The sequence below is a fragment of the Streptosporangium sandarakinum genome (genome assembly GCF_050942225.1).
GTDB lineage: Bacteria > Actinomycetota > Actinomycetes > Streptosporangiales > Streptosporangiaceae > Streptosporangium > Streptosporangium nondiastaticum.
The window spans coordinates 7,753,599-7,775,815 of sequence record NZ_CP192034.1 but is presented as its reverse complement, the minus strand read 5'-3'; the positions used below and the strand labels follow the sequence as shown (position 1 = coordinate 7,775,815).

Genomic DNA, 22,217 nt, shown 5'->3' with positions numbered 1-22,217 from the left:
GGCAAAGGGCGGGGGGAGTGTGAGGTATCCGGCATATCTAGCGTCGGGAGAAGAGACGTGACAACACCTGAGGATCCGCGCCAGCCCGACCCCCGGCGGGAGCCGGGAGAGGAGGGCCCGGAGGAGACCCGGCCACATTCCCCGGAACCGCGCGTCCCCGGTGAGGACGAGGACACCGAGCAGCCGCCGGTCTCCACCCCCTCGGAGCCCACGCCGCCCCGTCACCCGGACGTGCCCACCGCACCGGAGGTCCCCGAGCCGATCCGGTCGGAGCCGGAGACCCCCTACGTCGTGCCGGGTTCCACCCCGCCCGCCTACCCCGGGTGGGAGAGCGCGCCCGAGGAGGCGGCCCACGAGCCGCTCGGCGAGCCGGGCGTGCCGCCGATCGCCGCACAGCCTTCCCGCTTCGACCCCCCGCCGGGCGGGGAGGAACGGCAGGGCGAGCCCGGTGAGCCGGAGCGACCGGGCGAGCGTGCCGAGACGGGCGGAACGGGCGGAACGGGAGGACCGGGCGGAGTGAACGAACCGGGCGGAACCGGCGGACAGGGCGGAGCCGGTGAGCAGGGCGGAACCGGCGGGCAGGGCGGAGCCGGTGAGCCGGACCGGGCCGGGCCGCCCGGTGGGGAGCCGGGCCGGGGTGCCGCGCCGCCGCCGGGCGGCGGGCCGTACGAGGGCGCTCCGCCGTACGAGGGCGCTCCGCCGTACCAGGGAGCCCCGCCGTACGAGGGGGGCGGTCCGTACCGGGGAACCCCCGGCTACCCGGGGGGAGGCACGGGGGAGACGCCGGCCTACCCGCCCGCGGGCGGCGGCGAGCCGTACGGGACGGGCGGCGCCTACCCGGGGCCGGCGCCCTACCCGGGGTATCCGGGGGGCCGGTGGGCGCCGGAGAAGCCGAGGACGGGGATCGGCACCGCCGCGCTCGTGCTCGGCATCGTGAGCATCTTCCTGCTCCTGGTGTGCGGTTTGGGCGTGCTGACGGCGGTGGCCGGACTGATCGTCGGCATCGTCGCGGTGGCGAAGAACTCCGGCCGCGGGCGCGGCTGGGCGGGCATCATCCTGAGCGCGCTGACCCTGATCATCGCCGTGGTCTTCCTGAGCTGGCTCTACAGCAAGGTCGGCGACTGCGCCAACCTGTCGCCCGAGCTCCAGCGGCGCTGCATCGAGGACCGGCTCGGCATCCAGGTGAGCACGCCGTGACCGCCGGACGGTGACCGCGCGCCTCTCCCGGCGGGATCCGGCCCGCCCGTCGGACGGGCTGCCCTGACGGGTGCGGCTGAACCCGGTGTGATCGGGCCGGACGTCCGGACGCGGGTGCCGGGACCGGATGTCGGACGTGGAAGGCCGGACCGGGGTCCGGGATCGCCCTCAGGGCACCGGGAGGTACGCCGACAGGTCGGCCCTGGCCCCGCTCGCGGAGACCTTCCCGGCGGCCGTCGCCTCGGCCCACGTCACCCGCCCGGTGGCGAGCTCCAGCCAGGTCCGCGCGTCGGTCTCGATCACGTTCGGCGGGGTGCCGCGGGTGTGCCGGGGGCCTTCCACGCACTGCACGGCGGCGTACGGCGGGACCCGCACCTCGACGGTCCGCCCGGGAGCCGCCGTCGCCAGCCGGTCCAGCAGGTGCCGTACGGCCAGCCGCGCGATGTCCCGCTCGGGCCGCAGATCGCGGTCGTAGACCCGCAGCACCACCGGCACGCACGCGGCCAGCAGCGCCGCGGGGCTTCCCGGCCCGTCGTAGGGCGGCTCGTCGAGTGCGGCGAGCTGGGCGTCCAGCGCGGCGCGGACCTTGGCGGGATCGGGCTTGTGAGGCGGCACGCCCCCATCATGCCCGCCCCCGGGAGCGGCGCGGCCGGTGAGCCGCCGGCCGCCGTCCCGTCCGGAGTCCTGGTGGGCCGCTCTCGCCCGACGCGCGGAGGCGGGGCGGCGCGGCCGGTCAGGCGCCGGCGCGGGGGGCCACGAGCCCGTGGTCGTAGGCGGCGATGACGAGGTGGACCCGGTCCCGCGCGCCGAGCTTGGCGAGCAGGTGGGAGATGTGGGTCTTGACGGTCTTGACGGAGATCGTGAGGTGGTCCGCGATCTCTCCGTTGGAGAGCCCGGCGCCGACGAGCGCGAGTATCTCGACCTCCCTGGCGGTGAGCCCGCCGACCGGCGCGGGCTCGCGGACGGCCGGCGTCCTCAGGTAGTGCTCGACGAGCCTGGTGAGGATCGAGGGGGCGAAGAGCGCCTCCCCGGAGTGGGCGCGCCGGATCGCGGCGATGAGCTCGCCGGGCTGGATGTCCTTGAGGAGGAACCCGGACGCCCCGGCGCGGAGGGCCTCGTGGACGTACTCGTCGAGTTCGAACATGCTGAGCACGAGGACCCGGGTCGCCGCCAGGTGCGGGTCGGCGCATATCCGGCGGGTGGCCTGGATGCCGTCGAGCACGGGCATCCGCACGTCCATCAGCACGACGTCGGGGCGGGCGGCCCGGACGGCGGCGAGCGCGTCGGCGCCGTCGCCGGCCTGACCCACGACCGTGAGACCGGGGTCGTGGTCGATGACCATGGCGAGGCTGCGCCGGAGAAGCGGCTGGTCGTCGACGAGCAGCACCCGGATCGGGCGTTCACCGCCGTCCGCGGCGGCTTCCGGAACGGCTCCCGGAGAGCCGTCCGGGGTCACGACCCCGGCGGTGTCCGGCGTCGTCCCGCCGGGGCGTCCCGTACGGCCGGGCGCGGTCACGCCGCCTCCCCGTCCGGGATGCGGGCGGTGACGCGGAAGCCGCGCCCGGCGCGCTCCGCGCCGAGGACGCCGCCGAGCGCGGTCACCCGCTCGTTCAGCCCGAGCAGGCCGTGACCGGCGCCGGGCCTGGCCGTCCAGTGGCCCACGGGACCGTCGTCGTCGACGGTGACGACGACGGCGTCCGCGTCACGGCGGAGACGGACCCGGACGCCGGTGGGGCCGGCGTGCCGCGCGGCGTTGTCGAGGGCCTCGCGGATCACCTTGCAGACCGCCACCTGGACGCCCGGCGACACCTCCCCGACCGGCCCGAGGTCGAGCCGGACACGCAGCCCGGCGAGCCGCGCGGCCCGCACGATCCCGGGGACCCGGCCGAGGTCCTCCACGGGGTCGAGGGTCTCGGGCCCGTCGGTACGGCGGAGCACGATGAGCATGCGGCGCAGCTCGGTGGTGGCGTGCCGGCTCGCCTCCTCGATGTCCGCCAGCGCCTCCCGCGCCTCGCGGACGGCGGCGCCACAGGCGGGGTCACAGGCGGTGTCACCGGCGTCGATGACGTGCCGGGCCGCGGCGGCGCGGACGGTGACGAGGCCGAGGCCGTGGGAGACGATGTCGTGCAGGTCGCGGGCGACGCGCAGCCGTTCGACCAGCACCGCCTCGGACGCCGCCCACTCCGTGAGCCTGGCCTCGTGGGCGGCTCGCTCGGCGCGGCCCCGGCGGACGGCCCATACCGCGACGCCGAACGCCGCCACCGTGATCACCGGGGGCACGACGACCGCGAGGGGGCCGCTCGCCCCGACCCCGAGAAGGATCGCGGCCAGTACGGCGAAGGCCGTCCCGGCGAGATATCGCACGCGTGACCGCCACACCGGCCGTCCCGGGGTGTTCATCGCCCCGATCCTACGGTCCGCCCGCCCCGGCGTCGTCGGACCGGGGACTGACGTCCCGCGGGCCGAGCCCGCCCCCGCGGACCCGCTCCGGGACCGATGCGCCCACCCCGGTGACGGCCGTTGGCTGGGGTCCTGCTTCACGGATCGTCCCGCCCGCCGCGGTCGCCGAGGGGCCGCCCGACCGGGCCCCGACACGGCGGAGACCCGCGGAACGGAACCCGGGGGACGGCGGCGATCCGGTGACGACGGGAGACACATGATCACGATCGACCAGGTCAGCAAACGGCGGGGGAGCAAGCGGATCCTCACCGAGGTCGGCTTCGAGGCCCGCCCGGGGCGGGTGACCGGGTTCCTCGGCCCGAACGGGGCCGGGAAGTCCTCCACCCTGCGCATCCTCCTCGGCCTGGACCGCCCCGACGGCGGCGTCGCCCTCGTGGCGGGGCGGCCGTACGCCCGGTTGCGCCGGCCCCTGACGACGGTGGGCGCGGTGCTCGACGGCGGCGGCGCGCACCGCTCCCGCACCGGCCGCGGGCACCTGCGCTGGATCGCCGCCTCCAACGGGCTGCCCCGCGCCCGGGTGGACGAGGTCCTCGACCTCGTCGGCCTCACCGAGGCCGCGGGCCGGCGCGTGGGCGGCTACTCGCTCGGGATGGGCAGACGTCTCGCCCTCGCGGCGGCCCTGCTGGGCGACCCGCCGGTGCTGGTGCTCGACGAGCCGGTCAACGGGCTCGACCCCGAGGGCATCCGCCGGCTCCGCGGGCTCCTCCGGGACCGTGCCGCGGCCGGCGGGACCGTGCTGCTGTCCAGTCACCTCATCGGCGAGCTGGCCGAGACCGTCGACGACGTCGTGGTCATCGACCGCGGGCGTGTCGTGGCGCTGGGCACCCTCGCCGAGGTCACCGGCGCCCACCGCGGCCTTGAGGACGCGTTCTTCGCCCTCACCTCGGGCACGGGTCCCGGCGCGGGGCAGGGGGGCCGGCCGTGAGGGCGCTCCGCGCGGAACTCCTCAAGCTCTCCGGGATCCCGTCGGCGTGGGTGGCGGTCGTGATCGGCCTGGTCGTGCCCTTCGCCGTCGCGGCCCTCAACGCCGGCGCCCGGAGCGCCGGCCGGGCCGCCGGGGGCTCCGACCCGGCCGGCGTCGACGCCGGGTTCCAGGAACTGGCCTTCGGGGTCATCGGCGTGGTCGTCCTCGGCGTCGTCGCGGCGAGCAGCGAGTACTTCGCCGAGGGCGGGGACTCGGCGGGCGGCCGGCAGATCACGGCGAGCCTGACCGCGGTGCCGTCCCGCGTCCGGTTCCTCGCCGCGAAGGCCGGCGCGCTGATCCTGGCCGCAGCCGTCCTCGCCGCCCTCTCCACGGCGGCCACGCTCACCGTCAGCCGGGTCGTGCCCGGGGAGCTCACGGCGCCGCTCACCTCCGCCGACGCGCCGCGTGTCCTCGGCGTGGTCGCCTACTGGGTGCTGACCGCGCTGCTCGCCCACGGGCTCACCCTCCTCACCCGCGGCGGCGTGGTGCCGCTCGTCGTGCTCATCCTGAACACCTCCGTCGTCAGCGTCACCTACCTGCTGACCCGGGTCACGCCCCTGGCGAACTACCTGCCCGACCTGGCCGGGGCGCGGATGTTCATCCGGACGTTCCGGTCCTCCGTAGAGATCCCGCCCCTCGCCGGGGGCGCCGTCATGGCCGCCTGGACGCTCGCGCTGCTCGGCGTCGCCGCCGCCGTCTTCCTCCGGAGGGACGCGTGACCGCCGCCGCCCGTCTCCCGAGGCCCGGCCCGTCCGGTGCGTCCGGTCTGTCTGGTGCGTCCGGCGGGTCCGGTCATTCCGGTACGTCCGGACCGCGCGCCGTGGCCGGCACGTTCCGCGCGGAGGTCCTGAAGCTCCTCACTCTCCCGGCGCTGTACCTGACGGCCGCGATCACCTGGGCGGTCGCCCCGCTCCTGGCGGTCGCGTCCGTCTCGGCCGCCGCCGGGGAGGGGAACGGGCCCGGCCCCGGGACGGACCCGGGTCTGGCCCCGGTCGGGTACGCGCAGGCCGGGTTCGTCGTCCTCGGCGTCCTCGCCGCCGCCTCCGAGTACCGGGGCGGGCAGATCAGGACGACGCTGACGTGCGTGCCCCGCCGGGTCGAGGTGCAGCTCGCGAAGGCGGCGGCGCTCGCCGTGACGGCCCTTCCCGTCGCCGTGGCGGCCGCCGGATCCGGCGTCCTCGCCGCCCGCGTGGCGCTCGCCGCGCACGCTCCGCCGTACGGCGCCGCCGGGCCGGTGGACGCGCCGGGGGAGGTCCGGGCCGTGGCGGGGGCGGCCGCGTACCTCGTCCTCACCGCACTGCTCTCCTCCGCCGTGGCGACGTTGACGCGAGGGACGATTCCAGCCGTCACGGTGCTTCTCGGCCACCACTTCGTCGTCGGCCCCTACCTGGCCGGCCGGACCGCGCTCGCCGCGTACCTGCCCGGCACCGCGGGTCTGTGGCCCGGCGGCGGTACGGGCGCCGGCGGGGTGCTCGGCGCAGGGGGGAGGTGGGCCGTCGTCACCGGCTGGACCGTCGCCGCGCTCGGCGCCGCGATCGTCTCGTTCCGGCGCCGGGACGCGTAGGGCCCGTCCGCGCCGCCGTACGGCGTCCCGGCGACCTCAGAAGTTCAGAAGTACTGCCAGATGCTGAACCTGCGGACGATGAGGGGGACCGCGGCCCGGCCGACCACCCGGATGTGCCGGATGCGGGTCCTGAGGTTCATCGTGACCTTCACACACTTCAGGCAGACCTCGTGGAAACCCGGCAGGGCGTAGTAGGAGATCGAGGCGGCGCGGTGCCCCAGGCCCCTGTTGGACAGGCCCAGCCCGACCTCCCGGTAGATCCGTCGCGATCCCTTCAGGTTGAAGGCGGTCGAGCCGATGAGCGCGTGGTTCGCCGTCTTGGGGCAGTGCACGAATATCCGGACGTGGCTGGCCTGGCGGGGGTCGAAGGGCAGGACCCGGAGCGACGGGACCTTCCTCAGCAGCCGGGGGATGTGGTTGCGCCCCCTGGTGAACGGCGTGAACACCGTCTGATCGGTCCGGGACCTGACGTAGGCCGTGCTCGTGGCGCTGGCGCTCGCGGTGGCACTGGCGGTGGCCGTGGCGCTCGCGGTGGCACTGGCGGTGGCCGTGGCGCTGGGGCTGGCACTCACACTGGCACTGGCACTGGCACTGGGGCTGGGGCTGGGACCGGGGGCGACGCCTGCGTTCGGGCTCGCGCCGGGACCGGGGGCGGGAGCGGCCGCGGTGCCGGGCGCGGGGGCACCCGCGACCGGGGCGGCGCCGGGCCAGGCCACGACGGCCGGACCCGCCAGGAAGACGGCGGCCACCCCGGCGCCGATGGCGAGACGCATGCGCTCCTCCTGCCCGGACGGGTGCCCGCGCCGGCTGAGTGCCTCCGCCGGGCACGGCATGGGTGACGGTGGAGGGGCGCTCACCCGAAGCCCGCTCCGCGGCCTCCACCATGGCGGGGGCCCACGGCCCGGGCCCGGGGCGACCCGGGTGAGGACTCCCGGATCGCCGTCCTGACCAAGCTGTTCGTCTTAATTATGTGTGCCGTGTCGCGAAAAAAGGGGAGCCACGCTGGTCCGGCGTACCGCGCCCCACGCGATCGGCGCCGTGGCGGCCGTCGTCCCGACGGGCTCGGCCGCGGCCCCGGCGGGCTCGACGGCTCCGGCCGCCCGCGGTCCCGCGGGGCTCCCCGCGACACCGGTCGGCTCGGACGCGGCCGCGGCCCCGGCGGGTTCGGCCCCGGGGCCGGCGGTCCGGGCCGTCCGCAGCGCGAACAGGCTGATCGGCACGCCGGCCAGCACGATCGCCGCCGACACCACCAGCGCGTACCGGTAGGCGTCCAGGAAGGCCGCGGCCGGCGCGGCGCCGTCCGTCAGGAGGGATGCCTGCCGGGTGCTGAGGATCGCACCGAGGACCGTGACGCCGAGCAGCCCGAACACCTGTCGTGAGACGTTCAGCGCCCCCGAGGCGACCCCGGCGCGGCCGGCGGGCAACGCGGTGAGGATGGCGGTGGTCAGCGGCACCAGCAGTCCGCCGCCGAGCCCGTAGAGCAGGAACCACGGCAGCAGGTCGGCGAACGAGCCGCCCTCTCCGACGAAGGAGATCCCGAAGATCGCCACGGCCATCAGCAGCATCCCGGCGGCCACGGTGCGGGCGGTCCCGAGCCGGGCGGTGACCCGGGGCGCGACCGCCGCGACCACGGACATGACCAGTGCCATCGGCACGAACGACGCCCCGGCCTCGGTGGGCGAGAAGCCCAGCGCGTTCTGCAGGTAGAGGGCGGTGAAGAAGTAGATCCCGAACACCGCGAACGACCACAGCCCCGTCACCAGGGTGCCGCCGCTGAACACCCGTGACCGGAACAGCGACAGGTCGATCATCGGCTCGGACGTACGGAGCTCGACCGCGACGAAGACCAGTGCCGAGGCCAGCGCGAGGCCGAACGCGCCGAGGATCTCCGGCGAGGTCCAGCCGGCCTTCCCGCCCTCGATGAGGGCGTACGTCAGGGAGACCATCGTCAGGCTCGACGTGACGATGCCGGGCAGGTCGAGGCGGCGCCGTACCGGGTCGCGGGGGGCGGCCGCGATGGCCCACAGGCCGAGCCCGAACGCCACGATCCCGATCGGGACGTTGATCAGGAAGATCCACCCCCAGTGCCACCGCTCGCTGATCACCCCACCGGTCAGCGGCCCCAGCGCCATGGCCAGCGCGCCGATCGCGCTCCACAGGCCGACCGCGGTCGCGCGCTCCCTGGGATCGGGGAAGACCGTGGTCAGCAGCGCGAGGGCGGTGGGCGCCAGGAGGGCGGCGCCGACGCCCTGGAACACCCGGGTGGCGGTCAGCACGCCGCCGTCCGAGGCCAGGCCGGCGGCGAGGGAGGACAGGGTGAAGGCGGCGAGGCCGGCCAGGAAGATCCGTCGTCTTCCGAACAGGTCGGCCAGCCGCCCACCGGCCAGCATCAGCCCGGCCGAGATGAGGACGTACACGCTCACGACCCATTCCAGGCCCGAGACGTCCAGCGAGAGGTCCCGCTGGATCGTCGGCAACGCGACATTGACCACGTTGTTGTCCAGATAGGTCATGAAAGTGGCGAGGGAGATCGCTCCCAGAGCCCACCACCTGCGGTCCTGCGACATAACAGCTCCTCTACGCTGTACTTGTACGTCGTACATGTACAGCGCATAGTGGAACCTGTACCGCGTATAGTTGTCAAGCGTGATGGGAAAACTGACGCGCGAGGCGGTCGTCGAGCGGGCGCTGGAGATCGGTGACGCCGAAGGGCTTCAGGCGGTCACCATCCGGCGGCTCGCCCAGGAGCTGGGCGTCACACCGATGGCGCTGTACTGGCACTTCAAGAACAAGGAGCAGCTGGTCGTCGGCATGGCCGACCATCTGATCGAGGGCTTCGAGATCACCCCCGACGGCTCACGCCCGTGGCAGGAGCAGCTCCGCGAACTCGTCGGCCGGCTGGTGCGGATGCTGCGGCGCCACCCCTGCGCGGAGGCCGTGCTGGAGGAGGTCGACAAGATGGAGGTGCCGGCCTTCCTGCGGGTGTGGGACACCGCCCTCGGCCTGGCCCTGCGCGCCGGGTTCGGCGCCCGGGAGAGCTGCCTGATCACCCGGTACATCCTCCAGGGGGCCATCGCCCTGGCCGGAGGCTCGGTGGAGCACCGCAGGTGCGGGCCGGAGGGGCACGCGGAGCACGTCCGCCTCAAGCGCGTCCGCTTCCAGTCGCTCCCGCCGGACACCTACCCGAACATCGTGCGGATGGCCGTGCCCCTCACCGAGAGGGGCGATGCCGAGCTCTACGACACGTTCGGCGTGGACCTGCTGCTGTCAGGCATCGAATCCATGGCGGCCCGGCTCGACGGCTGAGCCGCGGGCGTCCCGGACGGTCCAGGCGATCCGGACGGTCCGGACGGTCCCTCGCCGCGCCGCCGAGGCCGGGCGAGCAGCGCGCACACGGCCCCGCACAGCGCGACGCCCAGCAGCACGGCGTAGGTGTTGCGGAAGCCGGTCATCAACTGCTCCACGGCGGCCGGGGAGACGCGGGAGAGCGTGCCCGCGTACACCCGGCCGCGCAGCTCGGCGCTGACCGGCGCGGTCAGCACGCTCAGCGTGAGCGCGACACTGAGCACGATCCCGACGTTCATGATCATGAGGCGGAAGCCGTTCACCAGACCGAGGTTGCCGGCCGGCAGCGCGGCCATGACCTGGGTGGTGTTGCCCGTGAGGAACGTCCCGCTGCCGCACCCGCACAGGAACAGTCCCGTTCCCACGATCCAGTACGGCGTGCCCGGCGCGGTGGACGGCATCAGCACGGCCAGGCCGGCGCTGCTCAGCAGCGCCCCTCCGACGGACAGCGCGTGCGGGGAGACCCGGCGGCCCAGGGAGCCGGCGAGCGGCGAGGCGACGGCCATGCCGACCGGGACCGGGAGCACGGCCAGGGCGGCGGTGACCGGCCCGACGCCCATGGCCGCCCGGAAGTGGAGGGCGGCCAGCAGGATGAGCGACGCGCGGGCCAGCGCGTTGCAGAACGAGGCGGCGTTGGCGAAGGCCAGCATGCGCTCGCCGAACAGCCGGACGTCGAGCACGGGCCGCGCCGCCCGGCGCTCCACCGCCACCAGCACCGGCACCAGGGCCGCCGCGACGACGGCGCCGGTGAGCGCGACCGGGCTGGACAGGCCGCGCGACCCCGCCTCCGACAGCGCGACGAGCGCGGCCGACAGCAGGGCGAACATGACCAGGTTCCCGGCCGCGTCCACCGGCTCGCGGGGGCCGGGGGCGACCCGGCGCAGCACGAACGCGCCCCAGACGAGGGCGAGCAGGCCGGCCGGGACGTTCATCCAGAAGATCCACCGCCAGCCCGCCGTCTCGGCGACCAGGCCGCCCAGCGTGGGGCCGGCGAGCTGGGCGACGGAGAGGGTGCCGATGTAGACCCCCATGCCCTGGCTGAGCCGGTCGGGCGGGAAGGCGTCGGTGATGATCACCGTGCCGTTGGCCAGGATCATCGACGCCCCGACCGCCTGCACGGCCCGCATGGCGATCAGGAACCACACCCCCGGGGAGAGCCCGGCCAGCAGCGACCCGGCGGTGAAGAGGGCGAAGCCCGCCAGGTAGACCTCCCTGCGCCCGAGCAGGTCGGCCACCCGGCCGAAGAACACCAGGCTGGCGGTGTTGACCAGCATGAAGGCCAGCAGGATCCATCCCGAGGCGAACGCGTCGGCGTGGAAGTGCCTGACCACCTCGGGGAGCGCCACGTTGAGCGTGTTGCCCGCCACGCCGATCAGCACCAGGCCGAGACCGGTCACGGAGCAGACCAGCCACGCGTGGCGGAGCCGGGCGGCGTACTCGGGCGAGCCCGGCGTGTCCCGCGGGTCCGGCACGTCCTGCGGGCCCGGCGCGTTCGAGGCGTCCTGTGGGTCCGGCGCGCCCGGTGTGTCCTGCGGGCCCAGTGGGCCCGGCACTTCCGGTGGGCTCTGCGGACCCGGCGGACCCGGCGGGCTCGGTGCGTTCGGGGCGGCCCGGGTGCCGGGACGCGGGTCCTGGGGGGCGGAGACCATGCCGCCCAGTGTGACGTACGGCACGCCGCCGGCCCGGCCCCGGCCGGGCCGGTTCGTGGGCGACCCGCATCCGGCGGACAGTGATGCCGAACTGTGATGTTTGTCACGTCATCTCTTGGAACGGTTCAAACGTGTATCACGCGTATCCATGGAACACGCCAGTCTCTGGCGTCGCAGAAAGGAAGCCCAGTGGCTATCAGGTTGCCGGGCAGGCGGATGATCACCGTCACGGCCGTCGGAGTACTGGCCGGAACGATGCTGACGGTCGGTGGCGGCAGCGCCGTCGCATCCTCGGCGGACGCGGAGATCCACGCGTGCGTGAACAAGAAGACGCGCTACGCGCGCATCGTCAACGCGTCGGCGAGGTGCCGGACCACCGAGGTCCGGGTGACCTGGGGCGGTGAGGGCGGCGGCTCCCAGACCGTCGGCACCGCCGGCCCGCAGGGCCCCCAGGGTCCGCAGGGCAGGCCCGGTCCCGCCGGTCCGCAGGGTCCCCAGGGTCCGCAGGGCCCGCGCGGCTTCCAGGGTAAGCAGGGTCCGCAGGGCCCGCAGGGTGCGCCCGGCAAGGACGGCGCCCCCGGGGCGAAGGGCGAGCAGGGCGAGCGCGGCCTGCCCGGAAAGGACGGCCAGGACGGCGCTCCCGGCAAGCAGGGCGAGCGCGGTCCCCAGGGCGAGCAGGGCAAGCCGGGCGAGAACGGCAAGGACGGCGCCCCGGGCAAGCAGGGCGAGCAGGGCCCGCGGGGCCTGCCCGGCAAGGACGGTCAGGATGGCGCCCCGGGCAAGCAGGGCCTGCCCGGCAAGGACGGTAAGGACGGCCAGGACGGCGGTCTGGCGGCCGTCACGACCCGCCACCAGAGCTCCAACATCAAGGGTGACGGATCCGTCTCGGTGAGCTGCCAGACCGGTGAGCTGGCCACCGGCGGCGGCTACTCCATGAACGGTAACGGCAGCTACCTGGTCTCGGCGTCGATGCCCTCCGGGAACGGCTGGGTGGTGAAGGTGAGCCAGGGCAACTCCTACTCCTCCCTCACCGGAAACAAGTCCGACGAGTCCGCCGACTCCGCCGCCAAGAGCTCCCCCACCTCCAACCCCACCCCCGGCACGGGCGGCAAGGCGCAGGGCCTGGCCACCCAGACCAACGGTGCCTACGTCACGGTCACCGCCTACGTGGTCTGCGCCAAGAAGGGCTGACGCCCGTACACGGCCGACGCCCGTACACGGATGACACCCGTACACGGATGACGCCCCGCGTACGAGCGTCTCGTGCGCGCCGTACATGACGACCGGCCGGGTCTCCTCAGGAGACCCGGCCGGTCCGCCGCGGCCGCCGAAGGTCCGCGAACGGACCGCGGACGTGCCGTCCCGCCGCTCTGTCCGACCGTCCGGCATTATCCGGTCGGAGCGTTGACTATTGTCCGGTTCATGAGCTCTCACTATGACGTCGTCGTTCTCGGTGCCGGCCCCGGCGGATACGTGGCCGCCGTCCGGGCCGCCCAGCTGGGCCTCCGCACCGCGATCGTCGAGGAGCGGTACTGGGGCGGTGTCTGCCTCAACGTGGGGTGCATCCCCTCCAAGGCCCTGCTGCGCAACGCCGAACTGGCCCACCTGTTCACCCACGAGGCCAAGACGTTCGGCATCCAGGTCGACGGCCAGGTCACCTTCGACTACGGCGCGGCCTTCCAGCGCAGCCGCAAGGTGGCCGACGGGCGCGTCAAGGGCGTCCACTACCTGATGAAGAAGAACGGCATCACCGAGTACGAGGGGCGCGGCACCTTCACCGACGCCAACACGATCGAGGTGGCCAAGAGCGACGGCGGCACCGAGACGGTGACGTTCGACCACTGCATCATCGCCGCGGGCGCGACCACGAGGCTGCTGCCGGGCACCTCGGTGAGCGACCGGGTCGTGACCTACGAGGAGCAGATCCTCACCGAGAAGCTCCCCGAGAGCATCGTCATCGCCGGCGCGGGCGCGATCGGCGTCGAGTTCGCCTACGTGCTGCGCAACTACGGCGTCAAGGTGACGATCGTGGAGTTCCTCGACCGCATCGTCCCCCTGGAGGACGAGGAGGTCTCGGCGGAGCTGGCCAAGCGCTACAAGCGGCTCGGCATCGAGGTGCTGACCTCGACGCGGGTGGAGTCCATCGACGAGTCGGGCGACAAGGTGCGCGTGACGGTCTCGCGGGACGGCGCGCAGCAGGTCCTGGAGACCGACAAGGTCATGCAGGCGATCGGCTTCCAGCCGCGCGTCGAGGGCTACGGGCTGGAGCGGACCGGGGTCGCGCTGACCGAGCGCGGGGCCATCGACGTCGACGGCCGGTGCCGGACGAACGTGCCGCACATCTTCGCCATCGGCGACGTGACCGCCAAGCTGATGCTCGCGCACACGGCGGAGGCCATGGGCATCATCGCGGCGGAGACCATCGGCGACGCCGAGACGATGGAGCTCGACTACGTGATGATCCCCCGGGCGACGTACTGCCAGCCGCAGGTCGCCAGCTTCGGCTACACCGAGACGCAGGCCCGGGAGCTGGGCTACGACGTCAAGGTCGCGAAGTTCCCCTTCACCGCCAACGGCAAGGCCCACGGCCTGGGTGACGCCACCGGGTTCGTCAAGCTCATCAGCGACGCCCAGTACGGCGAGCTGATCGGCGCCCACATGATCGGCCCGGACGTCACCGAGCTGCTGCCCGAGCTGACCCTGGCCCAGCAGTGGGACCTCACGGTCCACGAGGTGGCCCGTAACGTCCACGCCCACCCCACGCTCAGCGAGGCGGTCAAGGAGGCGGTCCACGGGCTCGCCGGCCACATGATCAACATGTGAGGCCGCCGGAGACGGCCTGGACAGAAGGGGAGGCGCGGGCCCGGCCCGCGCCTCCCCTTCTCTTTTCCGGAAGTTCTCTTCTCCGGAGGATCAGCCGAAGATGCCCGGCAGGGTGGCCTCGTGGGTCTCCCGCAGCTCGGCGACCGGGATGTCCAGCACGCCCTCGACGGCCAGCGAGGAGCCGCCGGTGACGCCCAGCCGCTGGCAGGGCACCTCGTGCGCGGCGCACAGCTCGGCGAAGGCGTCGAAGGAGTCGGGACGCACCGTCACCAGCGCGCGCGCCGGCGACTCGCTGAACAGGTCGGTGAACGCGTCGTCGCCCGGCAGCGAGACCGAGCAGCCGACGCCCTGGGCGAGGACGGCCTCGGCCAGCGCGACGGCCAGGCCGCCGTCGGACAGGTCGTGCGACCCGGTCAGCAGGCCCTGGGCGGCGGCCTCGGTCAGGACGTGGGCGAGGGCCCGCTCGGCCTCCAGGTCAGCCTGGGGCGGCAGGCCGCCGAGGTGGCCGTGGACGACGTGGGCCCACTCCGAGCCGCCGAACTCCGCGAGGGTCTCACCCAGCAGGACGACCCGGTCGCCCTCGCCGGTGAAGCCGTTCCTGACCCGCCGGGCCACGTCGTCGATCACGCCCAGCACGCCGACGACCGGGGTCGGGTGGATCGCGGTGGTGCCCGTCTGGTTGTAGAACGACACGTTCCCGCCGGTCACCGGCACGCCGAGGATCTTGCAGGCGTCGGCCAGGCCGCGGGTGGCCTCGGCGAACTGCCACATGACCTCCGGGTCCTCCGGAGAGCCGAAGTTCAGGCAGTCGGTCACCGCGAGGGGCCGCGCGCCGGTCACGGCGACGTTGCGGTACGCCTCCGACAGGGCGAGCTGGGCCCCGGCGTAGGGGTCGAGGCGGGCGTAGCGGCCGTTGCCGTCGGTGGCCAGCGCGATGCCCCGGGTCGTCTCCTCGGCGCCCGGCATGACCTCGCTGATCCGCAGCACACCGGCGTCGGCGGGCTGGGCCAGCACGGTGTTGCCCCGGACGTAGCGGTCGTACTGGGAGGTCACCCACTCCTTCGACGCGAGGTTCGGCGAGCCGAGCAGCGTGAGCAGCGTCGCTCGCAGGTCGTCGGGGCGAGGCAGGCGGCTCGGGTCGTCGGCGTTCAGCGCGGCCTGGCCGGTGGGCTCGTGGAACGGCCGCTCGTAGACCGGGCCCTCGTCGGCGGCGGTGCCCGGCGGGATGTCCACGATGGTCTCGCCGTACCAGGTCATCACCAGCCGGCCGCCGTCGGTGACCTCGCCGATGACGGTCGCGGGGATGTCCCACTTGGCGCAGATCGCCATGAAGGCGTCGATGTCGTCGGGGGTGACGACCGCCATCATGCGCTCCTGCGACTCGCTCATCAGGATCTCCTCGGGCCGCAGCGACGGGTCGCGCAGCGGGACGAGGTCGAGCCGGACGTCCATGCCGCCGGTGCCCTTGGCCGCGAGCTCGGTGGTGGCGCAGGAGACGCCGGCCGCGCCGAGGTCCTGGATGCCGACGACCACGTCGGCCTGGTACAGCTCCAGGCAGCACTCGATCAGCAGCTTCTCCATGAACGGGTCGCCGACCTGGACGCTGGGCCGCTTGGCCTGCGACTCGTCCTCGAAGGTCGCGCTCGCCAGGACGGACGCGCCGCCGATGCCGTCGGGGCCGGTCAGCGCGCCGAACAGCACGACCTTGTTGCCCGGCCCCGGGGCGGTGGCCAGCTTGATCTGGTCCTTGCGGAGCAGGCCCACGCACAGGGCGTTGACCAGCGGGTTGCCGATGTAGCAGGGGTCGAAGACGACCTCGCCGCCGATGTTGGGCAGGCCCAGGCAGTTGCCGTAGTGGCTGATGCCCTCCACCACGCCGGGCAGCACCCGCCGGGTGTCGGGGGCGTCGGCCGCGCCGAACCGCAGGGCGTCCATCACCGCGATCGGCCGGGCGCCCATCGACATGATGTCGCGGACGATGCCGCCGACGCCGGTCGCCGCACCCTGGTGCGGTTCGACGTACGACGGGTGGTTGTGCGACTCGATCTTGAAGGTGGCGGCCCAGCCGTCGCCGATGTCCACCACGCCGGCGTTCTCGCCCATGCCGACGAGCAGCGCGTCGGAGGCGGGGGCCTTGGCGCCGAACTGGCGCAGGTGCACCTTGGAGGACTTGTAGGAGCAGTGCTCGCTCCACATGACGCTGTAGATGGCCAGCTCCGAGCTCGTCGGGCGGCGGCCGAGGATCTGCCGGACCCGCTCGTACTCGTCGGCCTTCATGCCCAGCTCGGCGTACGGCTGGCGCTCGTCGGGGGTGTCCTCGGCCCGCTTGACGGTGTCGAGGGTCACGCCGTGCTCGCCGGGTCGCTCGCTCACAGGTTCACCAGCCTCTTCAGGATCGAGGAGAAGAATCCGCGGCCGTCCGTGCTCGGGGCGCCGGTGAGGTCCTCGACCGCGTGCTCGGGGTGGGGCATGAGGCCGACGATGTTGCCCGCCTCGTTGCGGATGCCCGCGATGTCGTTCATGGAGCCGTTGGGGTTGCTCCCGGCGTAGCGGAAGACGACCTGGCCGCCCGCCTCCAGCGCCGCCAGGGTCGCCGCGTCGGCGACGTAGCGGCCCTCGCCGTGCTTGATCGGCAGCACGATCTCCTGGCCCTCGGTGAAGTCGGAGGTCCAGGGGGTGGCGGTGCTCTCGACGCGGACGCGCTGGTCGCGGCAGATGTAGTGGAGCCCGGCGTTGCGCATCAGCGCGCCGGGCAGCAGGTGGGCCTCGCAGAGGATCTGGAAGCCGTTGCAGGTGCCGAGGACCGGGAGCCCGGCCCTGGCGGCGGGGATCAGCTCCTCCATCAGCGGCGCGAACCGGGAGATGGCCCCGCACCGGAGGTAGTCGCCGTAGGAGAACCCGCCGGGCAGGAAGACCGCGTCCACCCCCTTGAGGTCGGGGTCCGCGTGCCACAGCGGCACGGCCTCGCCACCGGCGTGCCGTACGGCGCGGGCCGCGTCCTGATCGTCAAGAGTCCCGGGAAAAGTGACCACGCCCACGCGGGCAGCACTCATGACAGCGTTCCCCTCCACAAACGAGCGCCGCGCCGGCCGTCTCACCCAGCGGACGGCGGTCTGCGGCGGTGCGCCCAGGCTATCCGCTCGCCGACGGTGGGAACGCACGGGATCCGTCCGATCGCACAACCTGCCGCTTCGCGCGGACGGCCCGCCTTGGAGGATCGCACAACGGCGGCGCGGAACGCCCCAGCGGGCCGTACGGAGGATCGCACAACGGCGGCGCGGAACGCCCCAGCGGGCCGTACGGAGGGTCAGACGGCGGCGAGCGCCCGCTGCCGGGGGATGATCGGCTCGTCGTCCCAGGCGAGATGCTTGCGCAGGTGCACGGTGGTCCCCCGTCCCGGGGTGATGTCGAAGGAGATCTCGTCCACCACGGCCTGCATGATCAGGATGCCCCGGCCGTGCTCGGCGTCCGTCGGGGGATACCGGTCGGGCACCCTCGGCAGCCCGTGGCCGCGGTCGATGATGCGGACGTCGCAGCGGCCGTGCCCGATCGAGACCTCGACCACGTAGCGGTTGGCGGGTCCGCCGTGGCGCACCGCGTTGGCGCACGCCTCGGTCACCGCGAGGAGGATGTCGGAGACGCAGCTCTCGGTGACGCCGAGCGAACGCAGGGAGTCGCCCAGCGCCCGCCGGACCATGGGAATGCCCATGGCCTCTCTCGGCAGTGCCAACGAGAACTCGATATCCACCGGATTCCTCCCGGGGCCAGACGTCACCCTGTCAAGGCTTCCCCACAGAATCCGGGCTAACCGCAAAATAACCCTGATCTTATTTAGCGTTGGTCAAGCCGTGGGATTACGGCCATCCATAGTGGAACCCACCCGGCGGAATACGGCATGAACCGCGCCGGCGTGACACGGCGAGGTTCGGCGGGCGGAACGCGCCGCCCGCCGGTGAGACCCGCGACCCGCGACCCGCGACCCGCGGCCCGTGGTTCACGGGCTCGGCGGGCGGCCTACGACTCGGCCCGCTCCACGGTGACGGTGTAGTCCTCGATCACGGTGTTGGCCAGCAGGGTCTCGGCCATCTTCCGGACGTCGGCGAGCGCGGCGTCGTCGACGGGCCCGTCGAGCTCGACCTCGAATCGCTTGCCCTGCCGTACCGAGGCGACAGCGGAGAAGCCCAGCCGCGGGAGCGCACGGGCGATCGCCTGACCCTGCGCGTCGAGAATCTCGGGCTTGAGCATGACGTCGACGATGACGCGCGCCACGGTGTTCCTCCTGCTGGAAGCGGGGATGGATCGGGGCCTCAAGCGTAGCCGCCCGCCGTGGCGGCTCGTCGCGGGGCCGGGGGCCCGCGTGCGGGCGTAAGCGGGGTGCGTGTCGGGAACTGGGAGCTTATGGAAGCCGGGACAGGTCTTGCGCGCAGGTATGTGACCTCTGCCACGATGTCCACAAACGCATACGAACCACCATCATTCGGTTCGCATGCTTCCCTGACCGGCCGGGCAGAGGCGGAGAACCCGTCCCGACGGCCCCGAGCACACAGGAGAGGCGCGTGACCACCGAGCCCCCTCGTGGTGCGGAAGCACCCCCGGAACTCGTCCAGCTGCTGACCCCCGAAGGCGAGCGGGTCGAGCATCCCGACTACGACATCGATCTGACCCCCGAGGAGGTCCGCGGCCTGTACCGGGACCTGGTCCTGGTGCGCCGCGTCGACCTGGAGGCGGTCGCCCTGCAACGCCAGGGAGAGCTGGGGATCTGGGCCTCGCTGCTCGGCCAGGAGGCGGCGCAGATCGGCTCGGGCAGGGCGCTGGCCGAGTCGGACATGGTCTTCCCGACCTACCGCGAGCACGGCGTGGCCTGGTGCCGGGGCGTGGACCCGGTCAACCTCCTCGGCCTGTTCCGCGGGGTCAACCACGGCGGCTGGGACCCCGCCGAGCACAACTTCCACCTCTACACCATCGTGATCGGCAGCCAGACCCTGCACGCGGTCGGCTACGCCATGGGCGTCCAGCGCGACGGCGCCGTCGGGGAGAACGGCGCCGCCACGATCGCCTACTTCGGCGACGGCGCCACCTCCCAGGGAGACGTGAACGAGTCGTTCATCTGGGCGTCGGTGTTCAACGCGCCGATCGTGTTCTTCTGCCAGAACAACCAGTGGGCCATCTCCGAGCCGCTGGAGAAGCAGACGCGGATCCCGCTGTACCGGCGGGCCAGCGGCTTCGGCTTCCCCGGCGTCCGGGTCGACGGCAACGACGTCTTCGCCTGCCTGGCGGTCACCCGCAAGGCGCTGGCCGACGCCAGGTCCGGGCAGGGCCCGATGATGATCGAGGCGTTCACCTACCGGATGGGCGCCCACACCACCTCCGACGACCCGACGCGTTACCGCCTGGCCGACGAGCTGGAGGCGTGGAAGCTCAAGGACCCGATCGAGCGGGTCCGCGCCTACATGTTCAAGAACCGCATCGCCGACCAGGACTTCTTCGACGCGATCGACGCCGAGGCCGACGAGCTGGGCCGTGACGTGCGCAAACGCTGTCTCGAACTGCCCGATCCGGAGCCCCTGGCCATCTTCGACCACGTCTACGCCGAGCCGCACCGGCTGATGGACGAGGAGCGCGCACAGTTCGCCGCCTACCTGGAGGGGTTCGAGGGATGACGACTCTCACGCTGGCGAAGGCGCTCAACGAGGGCATGCGCAAGGCCATGGAGGACGACCCCAAGGTCCTCGTCATGGGCGAGGACGTGGGCAAGCTCGGCGGGGTGTTCCGGGTCACCGACGGGCTGCAGAAGGACTTCGGCGAGCAGCGGGTCATCGACACCCCCCTGGCCGAGTCCGGCATCATCGGCACCGCGATCGGCCTGGCGCTGCGGGGCTACCGCCCGGTCTGCGAGATCCAGTTCGACGGGTTCGTCTTCCCCGCGGCCGACCAGATCATCACCCAGCTCGCCAAGATGCCGCTGCGATCGCTGGGCAAGCTGAAGCTGCCCGTCGTGGTGCGCATCCCCTGCGGCGGCGGCATCGGCGCGGTCGAGCACCACAGCGAGTCCCCCGAGGCGTACTTCACCCACACCGCGGGCCTGCGGATCGTGGCCTGCTCCAACCCCGCCGACGGCTACACGATGATCCAGCAGGCGATCCGGTGCGAGGACCCGGTCATCTTCTTCGAGCCCAAGCGGCGCTACTGGGAGAAGGCCGACGTCGACACCTCCGCCCCCGCCGACGACTGGACGCCGTTCGACCAGGCCCGCGTCGTACGGCCCGGCGCCGACGCCACCCTGCTGGCCTACGGCCCCATGGTGCGGACCTGTCTTGAGGCCGCTGCGGCGGCCGAGGAGGACGGCCGCTCCCTGGAGGTCGTGGACCTGCGCTCGCTCAACCCGCTGGACATCGACCGGGTCGCCGAGTCGGTCGCCAGGACCGGGCGCTGCGCGGTGGTGCACGAGGCTCCGGTCTTCAGCGGGTTCGGGGCGGAGATCGCCGCCCGGCTCACCGAGCGGTGCTTCTACAACCTGGAGGCCCCGGTGCTGCGCGTCGGCGGTCCGTCGACGCCGTACCCGCCCTCCCGGCTGGAGGACCACTACCTGCCCGACCTGGACCGCGTCCTCGACGCCGTCGACCGCCTGTTCGCGTTCTGAGGGGGAGACGAGGATGAAGGAGTTCAAGCTCCCCGACGTGGGCGAGGGCCTGACCGAGGCGGAGATCGTCCGCTGGCACGTCAAGCCCGGCGACCCCGTCAAGGTCAACCAGATCATCGTGGAGATCGAGACGGCCAAGGCCGTCGTCGAGCTGCCCTGCCCGTTCGAGGGCGTGGTGGCCGCCCTGATGGCCGACGAGGGCGAGACCGTCGACGTCGGCAGGCCGATCATCTCCGTGGACGACGGCTCCGGCCCCGCCGCCCCGGCCGTGGGCGAGGGTACGGCCGGCGCCCGCGCGCAGGCCCTGGCCGAGGACATGGTGCCCGAGCCCGCCGCGGCGGACGAGCCGCCCGCGGAGAAGCGCCAGCCCGTCCTGGTCGGGTACGGCGTCAAGCCCGGCGCGGCCCGCCGCCGTCCCCGGAAGCCCTCGGCCGCCTCCCCGGCGACCTCGTCCGCGGTCGCCCCGGCTGCCCCGGCTGCCCCGGCCGCCTCTCCGGCTGCTCCGGCCGTCCCCGCGCGGCCGGCGCCGGAGCCCGCCGGCCGGGAGGCGCCGCCCACGGGCTCGGCGGCGGGCTCGGCGGCGCGGCGGGCCGCCGTGCTCGCCAAGCCCCCGGTGCGCAAGCTGGCCAAGGACCTCGGGGTCGACCTGGCGACCGTTCCCCCGACCGGCCCGCACGGCACGATCACCCGGGAGGACGTCCACGCCGCGGTCGAGGCGGTGGCCGACGCCGGCCGTACGGCCCCGCAGGCGGTTCCGGCCGCGCGCGGCGGCGAGGAGCGGATCCCGGTCAAGGGGGTGCGCCGGGCGACCGCGCAGGCCATGACGGCCTCGGCGTTCACCGCGCCGCACGTCACCGAGTTCCTGCAGGTGGACGTCACCGGCACGATGGAGGCCGTGACCCGCCTCCGGGCGCTGCCCGACTTCGCCGAGGTCAAGGTCTCGCCGCTGCTGCTGGTGGCCAAGGCGGTGCTCGTCGCCGCGCGGCGGTACCCGATGATCAACTCGATGTGGGACGAGGCCGCCCAGGAGATCGTGGTCAAGCACTACGTGAACCTCGGCATCGCCGCGGCCACCCCGCGTGGCCTGCTCGTCCCCAATGTCAAGAACGCGCACGAGCTGTCGCTGCCGGACCTCGCCCGGGCCATCGGCTCCCTCGCCGAGACGGCCAGGGCCGGCCGTACCCAGCCCGCCGAGATGTCCGGGGGCACGATCACGATCACCAACGTGGGTGTGTTCGGCGTGGACGCGGGCACCCCGATCCTCAACCCGGGCGAGTCGGCGATCCTGGCGTTCGGCCAGGTCAGGGACCTGCCCTGGGTGGTGGACGGGCAGGTCGTGCCCCGCAGGGTCTGCACGCTCGCGCTCTCCTTCGACCACCGGGTCATCGACGGGGAGCTCGGCTCGCTCTTCCTGCGCGACGTCGGAGCCATGCTGGAGGACCCGCTCCGCATGCTCGCCTGGGGCTGATCCCGTAAAACCTGCTGAAAGCCGTAAAAACGGCTGAGCCCTTTGGGCAGGCCGGGACCCACGAAAAGCGGGCCCGTCCCCGGAGAAAAGGGGACGGGCCCGCCGCG

The 22,217-nt window shown here is 73.5% G+C and carries 20 protein-coding genes; 10 read left to right on the top strand and 10 right to left on the bottom strand.

The window, feature by feature from the left end:
* Positions 1 to 57: 57 nt before the first annotated feature.
* Complete coding sequence (locus ACQP10_RS35650; RefSeq protein WP_433540501.1) at positions 58 to 1,197, top strand: hypothetical protein; 1,140 nt, start codon at positions 58 to 60, stop codon at positions 1,195 to 1,197.
* Between the two features lie 168 nt (positions 1,198 to 1,365).
* On the opposite strand, the gene ACQP10_RS35645 is transcribed toward ACQP10_RS35650, so the two are convergent.
* From ACQP10_RS35645 to ACQP10_RS35635, 3 genes are all read right to left on the bottom strand, one after another.
* Entirely contained in the window at positions 1,366 to 1,812 is a 447-nt protein-coding gene (locus ACQP10_RS35645; RefSeq protein ID WP_433540500.1) for a sterol carrier family protein, read from the bottom strand.
* A 118-nt stretch (positions 1,813 to 1,930) separates the two neighbouring features.
* Positions 1,931 to 2,590 carry a response regulator gene (locus tag ACQP10_RS35640; protein ID WP_390003189.1) on the bottom strand — a complete coding sequence of 220 codons (660 nt, stop codon included), beginning with the start codon at positions 2,588 to 2,590 and terminating at the stop codon, positions 1,931 to 1,933.
* A 119-nt stretch (positions 2,591 to 2,709) separates the two neighbouring features.
* Entirely contained in the window at positions 2,710 to 3,597 is an 888-nt protein-coding gene (locus ACQP10_RS35635; RefSeq protein ID WP_433540499.1) for a sensor histidine kinase, read from the bottom strand.
* A 256-nt stretch (positions 3,598 to 3,853) separates the two neighbouring features.
* On the opposite strand from ACQP10_RS35635, the gene ACQP10_RS35630 reads away from it, so the two are divergent.
* The 3 genes from ACQP10_RS35630 to ACQP10_RS35620 all read left to right on the top strand — a co-directional run bounded on the left by ACQP10_RS35630 (position 3,854) and on the right by ACQP10_RS35620 (position 6,185).
* Positions 3,854 to 4,582, top strand: a complete 729-nt coding sequence (locus tag ACQP10_RS35630; RefSeq protein WP_433540498.1) for an ABC transporter ATP-binding protein — start codon at positions 3,854 to 3,856, stop codon at positions 4,580 to 4,582.
* Positions 4,579 to 5,340 (top strand): ABC transporter permease, encoded by a 762-nt coding sequence (locus ACQP10_RS35625; protein WP_433540497.1) that lies wholly within the window; start codon positions 4,579 to 4,581, stop codon positions 5,338 to 5,340. Before ACQP10_RS35630 ends, ACQP10_RS35625 begins: the two co-directional genes overlap by 4 nt.
* A 101-nt stretch (positions 5,341 to 5,441) precedes the next feature.
* Positions 5,442 to 6,185: a hypothetical protein gene (locus ACQP10_RS35620; protein WP_390003141.1), complete on the top strand. Its 744-nt coding sequence runs from the start codon at positions 5,442 to 5,444 to the stop codon at positions 6,183 to 6,185.
* A gap of 44 nt (positions 6,186 to 6,229) precedes the next feature.
* On the opposite strand, the gene ACQP10_RS35615 is transcribed toward ACQP10_RS35620, so the two are convergent.
* Together ACQP10_RS35615 and ACQP10_RS35610 are read right to left on the bottom strand one after the other, a co-directional pair.
* On the bottom strand, positions 6,230 to 6,958 hold the full coding sequence (locus ACQP10_RS35615) for a hypothetical protein (protein WP_433540496.1): 729 nt from the start codon (positions 6,956 to 6,958) through the stop codon (positions 6,230 to 6,232).
* Positions 6,959 to 7,147: 189 nt separating this feature from the next.
* Entirely contained in the window at positions 7,148 to 8,752 is a 1,605-nt protein-coding gene (locus ACQP10_RS35610; RefSeq protein ID WP_390003143.1) for a DHA2 family efflux MFS transporter permease subunit, read from the bottom strand.
* Positions 8,753 to 8,834: 82 nt separating this feature from the next.
* On the opposite strand from ACQP10_RS35610, the gene ACQP10_RS35605 reads away from it, so the two are divergent.
* Entirely contained in the window at positions 8,835 to 9,491 is a 657-nt protein-coding gene (locus ACQP10_RS35605) for a TetR family transcriptional regulator (protein WP_390003192.1), read from the top strand.
* Here ACQP10_RS35605 and ACQP10_RS35600 read toward each other — a convergent pair.
* Entirely contained in the window at positions 9,422 to 11,002 is a 1,581-nt protein-coding gene (locus ACQP10_RS35600; RefSeq protein WP_433540495.1) for an MFS transporter, read from the bottom strand. The two genes, ACQP10_RS35605 and ACQP10_RS35600, sit on opposite strands and share 70 nt — an antisense overlap.
* Before the next feature lie 366 nt (positions 11,003 to 11,368).
* On the opposite strand from ACQP10_RS35600, the gene ACQP10_RS35595 reads away from it, so the two are divergent.
* Complete coding sequence (locus ACQP10_RS35595) at positions 11,369 to 12,370, top strand: hypothetical protein (RefSeq protein ID WP_433540494.1); 1,002 nt, start codon at positions 11,369 to 11,371, stop codon at positions 12,368 to 12,370.
* A 231-nt stretch (positions 12,371 to 12,601) separates the two neighbouring features.
* Complete coding sequence (gene lpdA, locus ACQP10_RS35590) at positions 12,602 to 14,002, top strand: dihydrolipoyl dehydrogenase (RefSeq protein WP_179822458.1); 1,401 nt, start codon at positions 12,602 to 12,604, stop codon at positions 14,000 to 14,002.
* 90 nt (positions 14,003 to 14,092) lie between these two features.
* Here lpdA and purL read toward each other — a convergent pair whose 3' ends face one another.
* From purL to purS, 4 genes are all read right to left on the bottom strand, one after another.
* Positions 14,093 to 16,375: a phosphoribosylformylglycinamidine synthase subunit PurL gene (purL, locus tag ACQP10_RS35585; protein WP_386150795.1), complete on the bottom strand. Its 2,283-nt coding sequence runs from the start codon at positions 16,373 to 16,375 to the stop codon at positions 14,093 to 14,095.
* Complete coding sequence (gene purQ / locus ACQP10_RS35580; protein ID WP_179822460.1) at positions 16,372 to 17,055, bottom strand: phosphoribosylformylglycinamidine synthase subunit PurQ; 684 nt, start codon at positions 17,053 to 17,055, stop codon at positions 16,372 to 16,374. The genes purL and purQ overlap by 4 nt, the downstream gene beginning before the upstream one ends.
* Positions 17,056 to 17,309: 254 nt before the next feature.
* Positions 17,310 to 17,750, bottom strand: a complete 441-nt coding sequence (locus ACQP10_RS35575) for an ATP-binding protein (protein WP_346018621.1) — start codon at positions 17,748 to 17,750, stop codon at positions 17,310 to 17,312.
* A 266-nt stretch (positions 17,751 to 18,016) separates the two neighbouring features.
* Complete coding sequence (gene purS / locus ACQP10_RS35570; RefSeq protein ID WP_179822465.1) at positions 18,017 to 18,271, bottom strand: phosphoribosylformylglycinamidine synthase subunit PurS; 255 nt, start codon at positions 18,269 to 18,271, stop codon at positions 18,017 to 18,019.
* Positions 18,272 to 18,558: 287 nt separating this feature from the next.
* Here purS and pdhA point away from each other — a divergent pair, with 287 nt between their 5' ends.
* From pdhA to ACQP10_RS35555, 3 genes are read left to right on the top strand one after another with little or no spacing between them, the layout of a single operon-like run.
* Complete coding sequence (gene pdhA / locus ACQP10_RS35565) at positions 18,559 to 19,662, top strand: pyruvate dehydrogenase (acetyl-transferring) E1 component subunit alpha (protein WP_346018622.1); 1,104 nt, start codon at positions 18,559 to 18,561, stop codon at positions 19,660 to 19,662.
* Complete coding sequence (locus ACQP10_RS35560; protein ID WP_346018623.1) at positions 19,659 to 20,642, top strand: alpha-ketoacid dehydrogenase subunit beta; 984 nt, start codon at positions 19,659 to 19,661, stop codon at positions 20,640 to 20,642. The genes pdhA and ACQP10_RS35560 overlap by 4 nt, the downstream gene beginning before the upstream one ends.
* 13 nt (positions 20,643 to 20,655) lie before the next feature.
* A complete protein-coding gene (locus tag ACQP10_RS35555) occupies positions 20,656 to 22,110 on the top strand; it encodes a dihydrolipoamide acetyltransferase family protein (RefSeq protein WP_433540493.1) in 1,455 nt (484 codons plus the stop codon).
* The last annotated feature ends 107 nt before the right edge of the window (positions 22,111 to 22,217 follow it).

What these genes read in the sequence shown, in the direction of transcription:
- lpdA (WP_179822458.1), top strand. Translation starts at nt 12,602, where the DNA reads ATGAGCTCTCACTATGACGTCGTCGTTCTCGGTGCCGGCCCCGGCGGA.
- ACQP10_RS35560 (WP_346018623.1), top strand. Translation starts at nt 19,659, where the DNA reads ATGACGACTCTCACGCTGGCGAAGGCGCTCAACGAGGGCATGCGCAAG.
- ACQP10_RS35615 (WP_433540496.1), bottom strand. Translation starts at nt 6,958, where the DNA reads ATGCGTCTCGCCATCGGCGCCGGGGTGGCCGCCGTCTTCCTGGCGGGT.
- ACQP10_RS35605 (WP_390003192.1), top strand. Translation starts at nt 8,835, where the DNA reads ATGGGAAAACTGACGCGCGAGGCGGTCGTCGAGCGGGCGCTGGAGATC.
- ACQP10_RS35635 (WP_433540499.1), bottom strand. Translation starts at nt 3,597, where the DNA reads ATGAACACCCCGGGACGGCCGGTGTGGCGGTCACGCGTGCGATATCTC.
- purQ (WP_179822460.1), bottom strand. Translation starts at nt 17,055, where the DNA reads ATGAGTGCTGCCCGCGTGGGCGTGGTCACTTTTCCCGGGACTCTTGAC.
- ACQP10_RS35630 (WP_433540498.1), top strand. Translation starts at nt 3,854, where the DNA reads ATGATCACGATCGACCAGGTCAGCAAACGGCGGGGGAGCAAGCGGATC.
- ACQP10_RS35610 (WP_390003143.1), bottom strand. Translation starts at nt 8,752, where the DNA reads ATGTCGCAGGACCGCAGGTGGTGGGCTCTGGGAGCGATCTCCCTCGCC.
- ACQP10_RS35555 (WP_433540493.1), top strand. Translation starts at nt 20,656, where the DNA reads ATGAAGGAGTTCAAGCTCCCCGACGTGGGCGAGGGCCTGACCGAGGCG.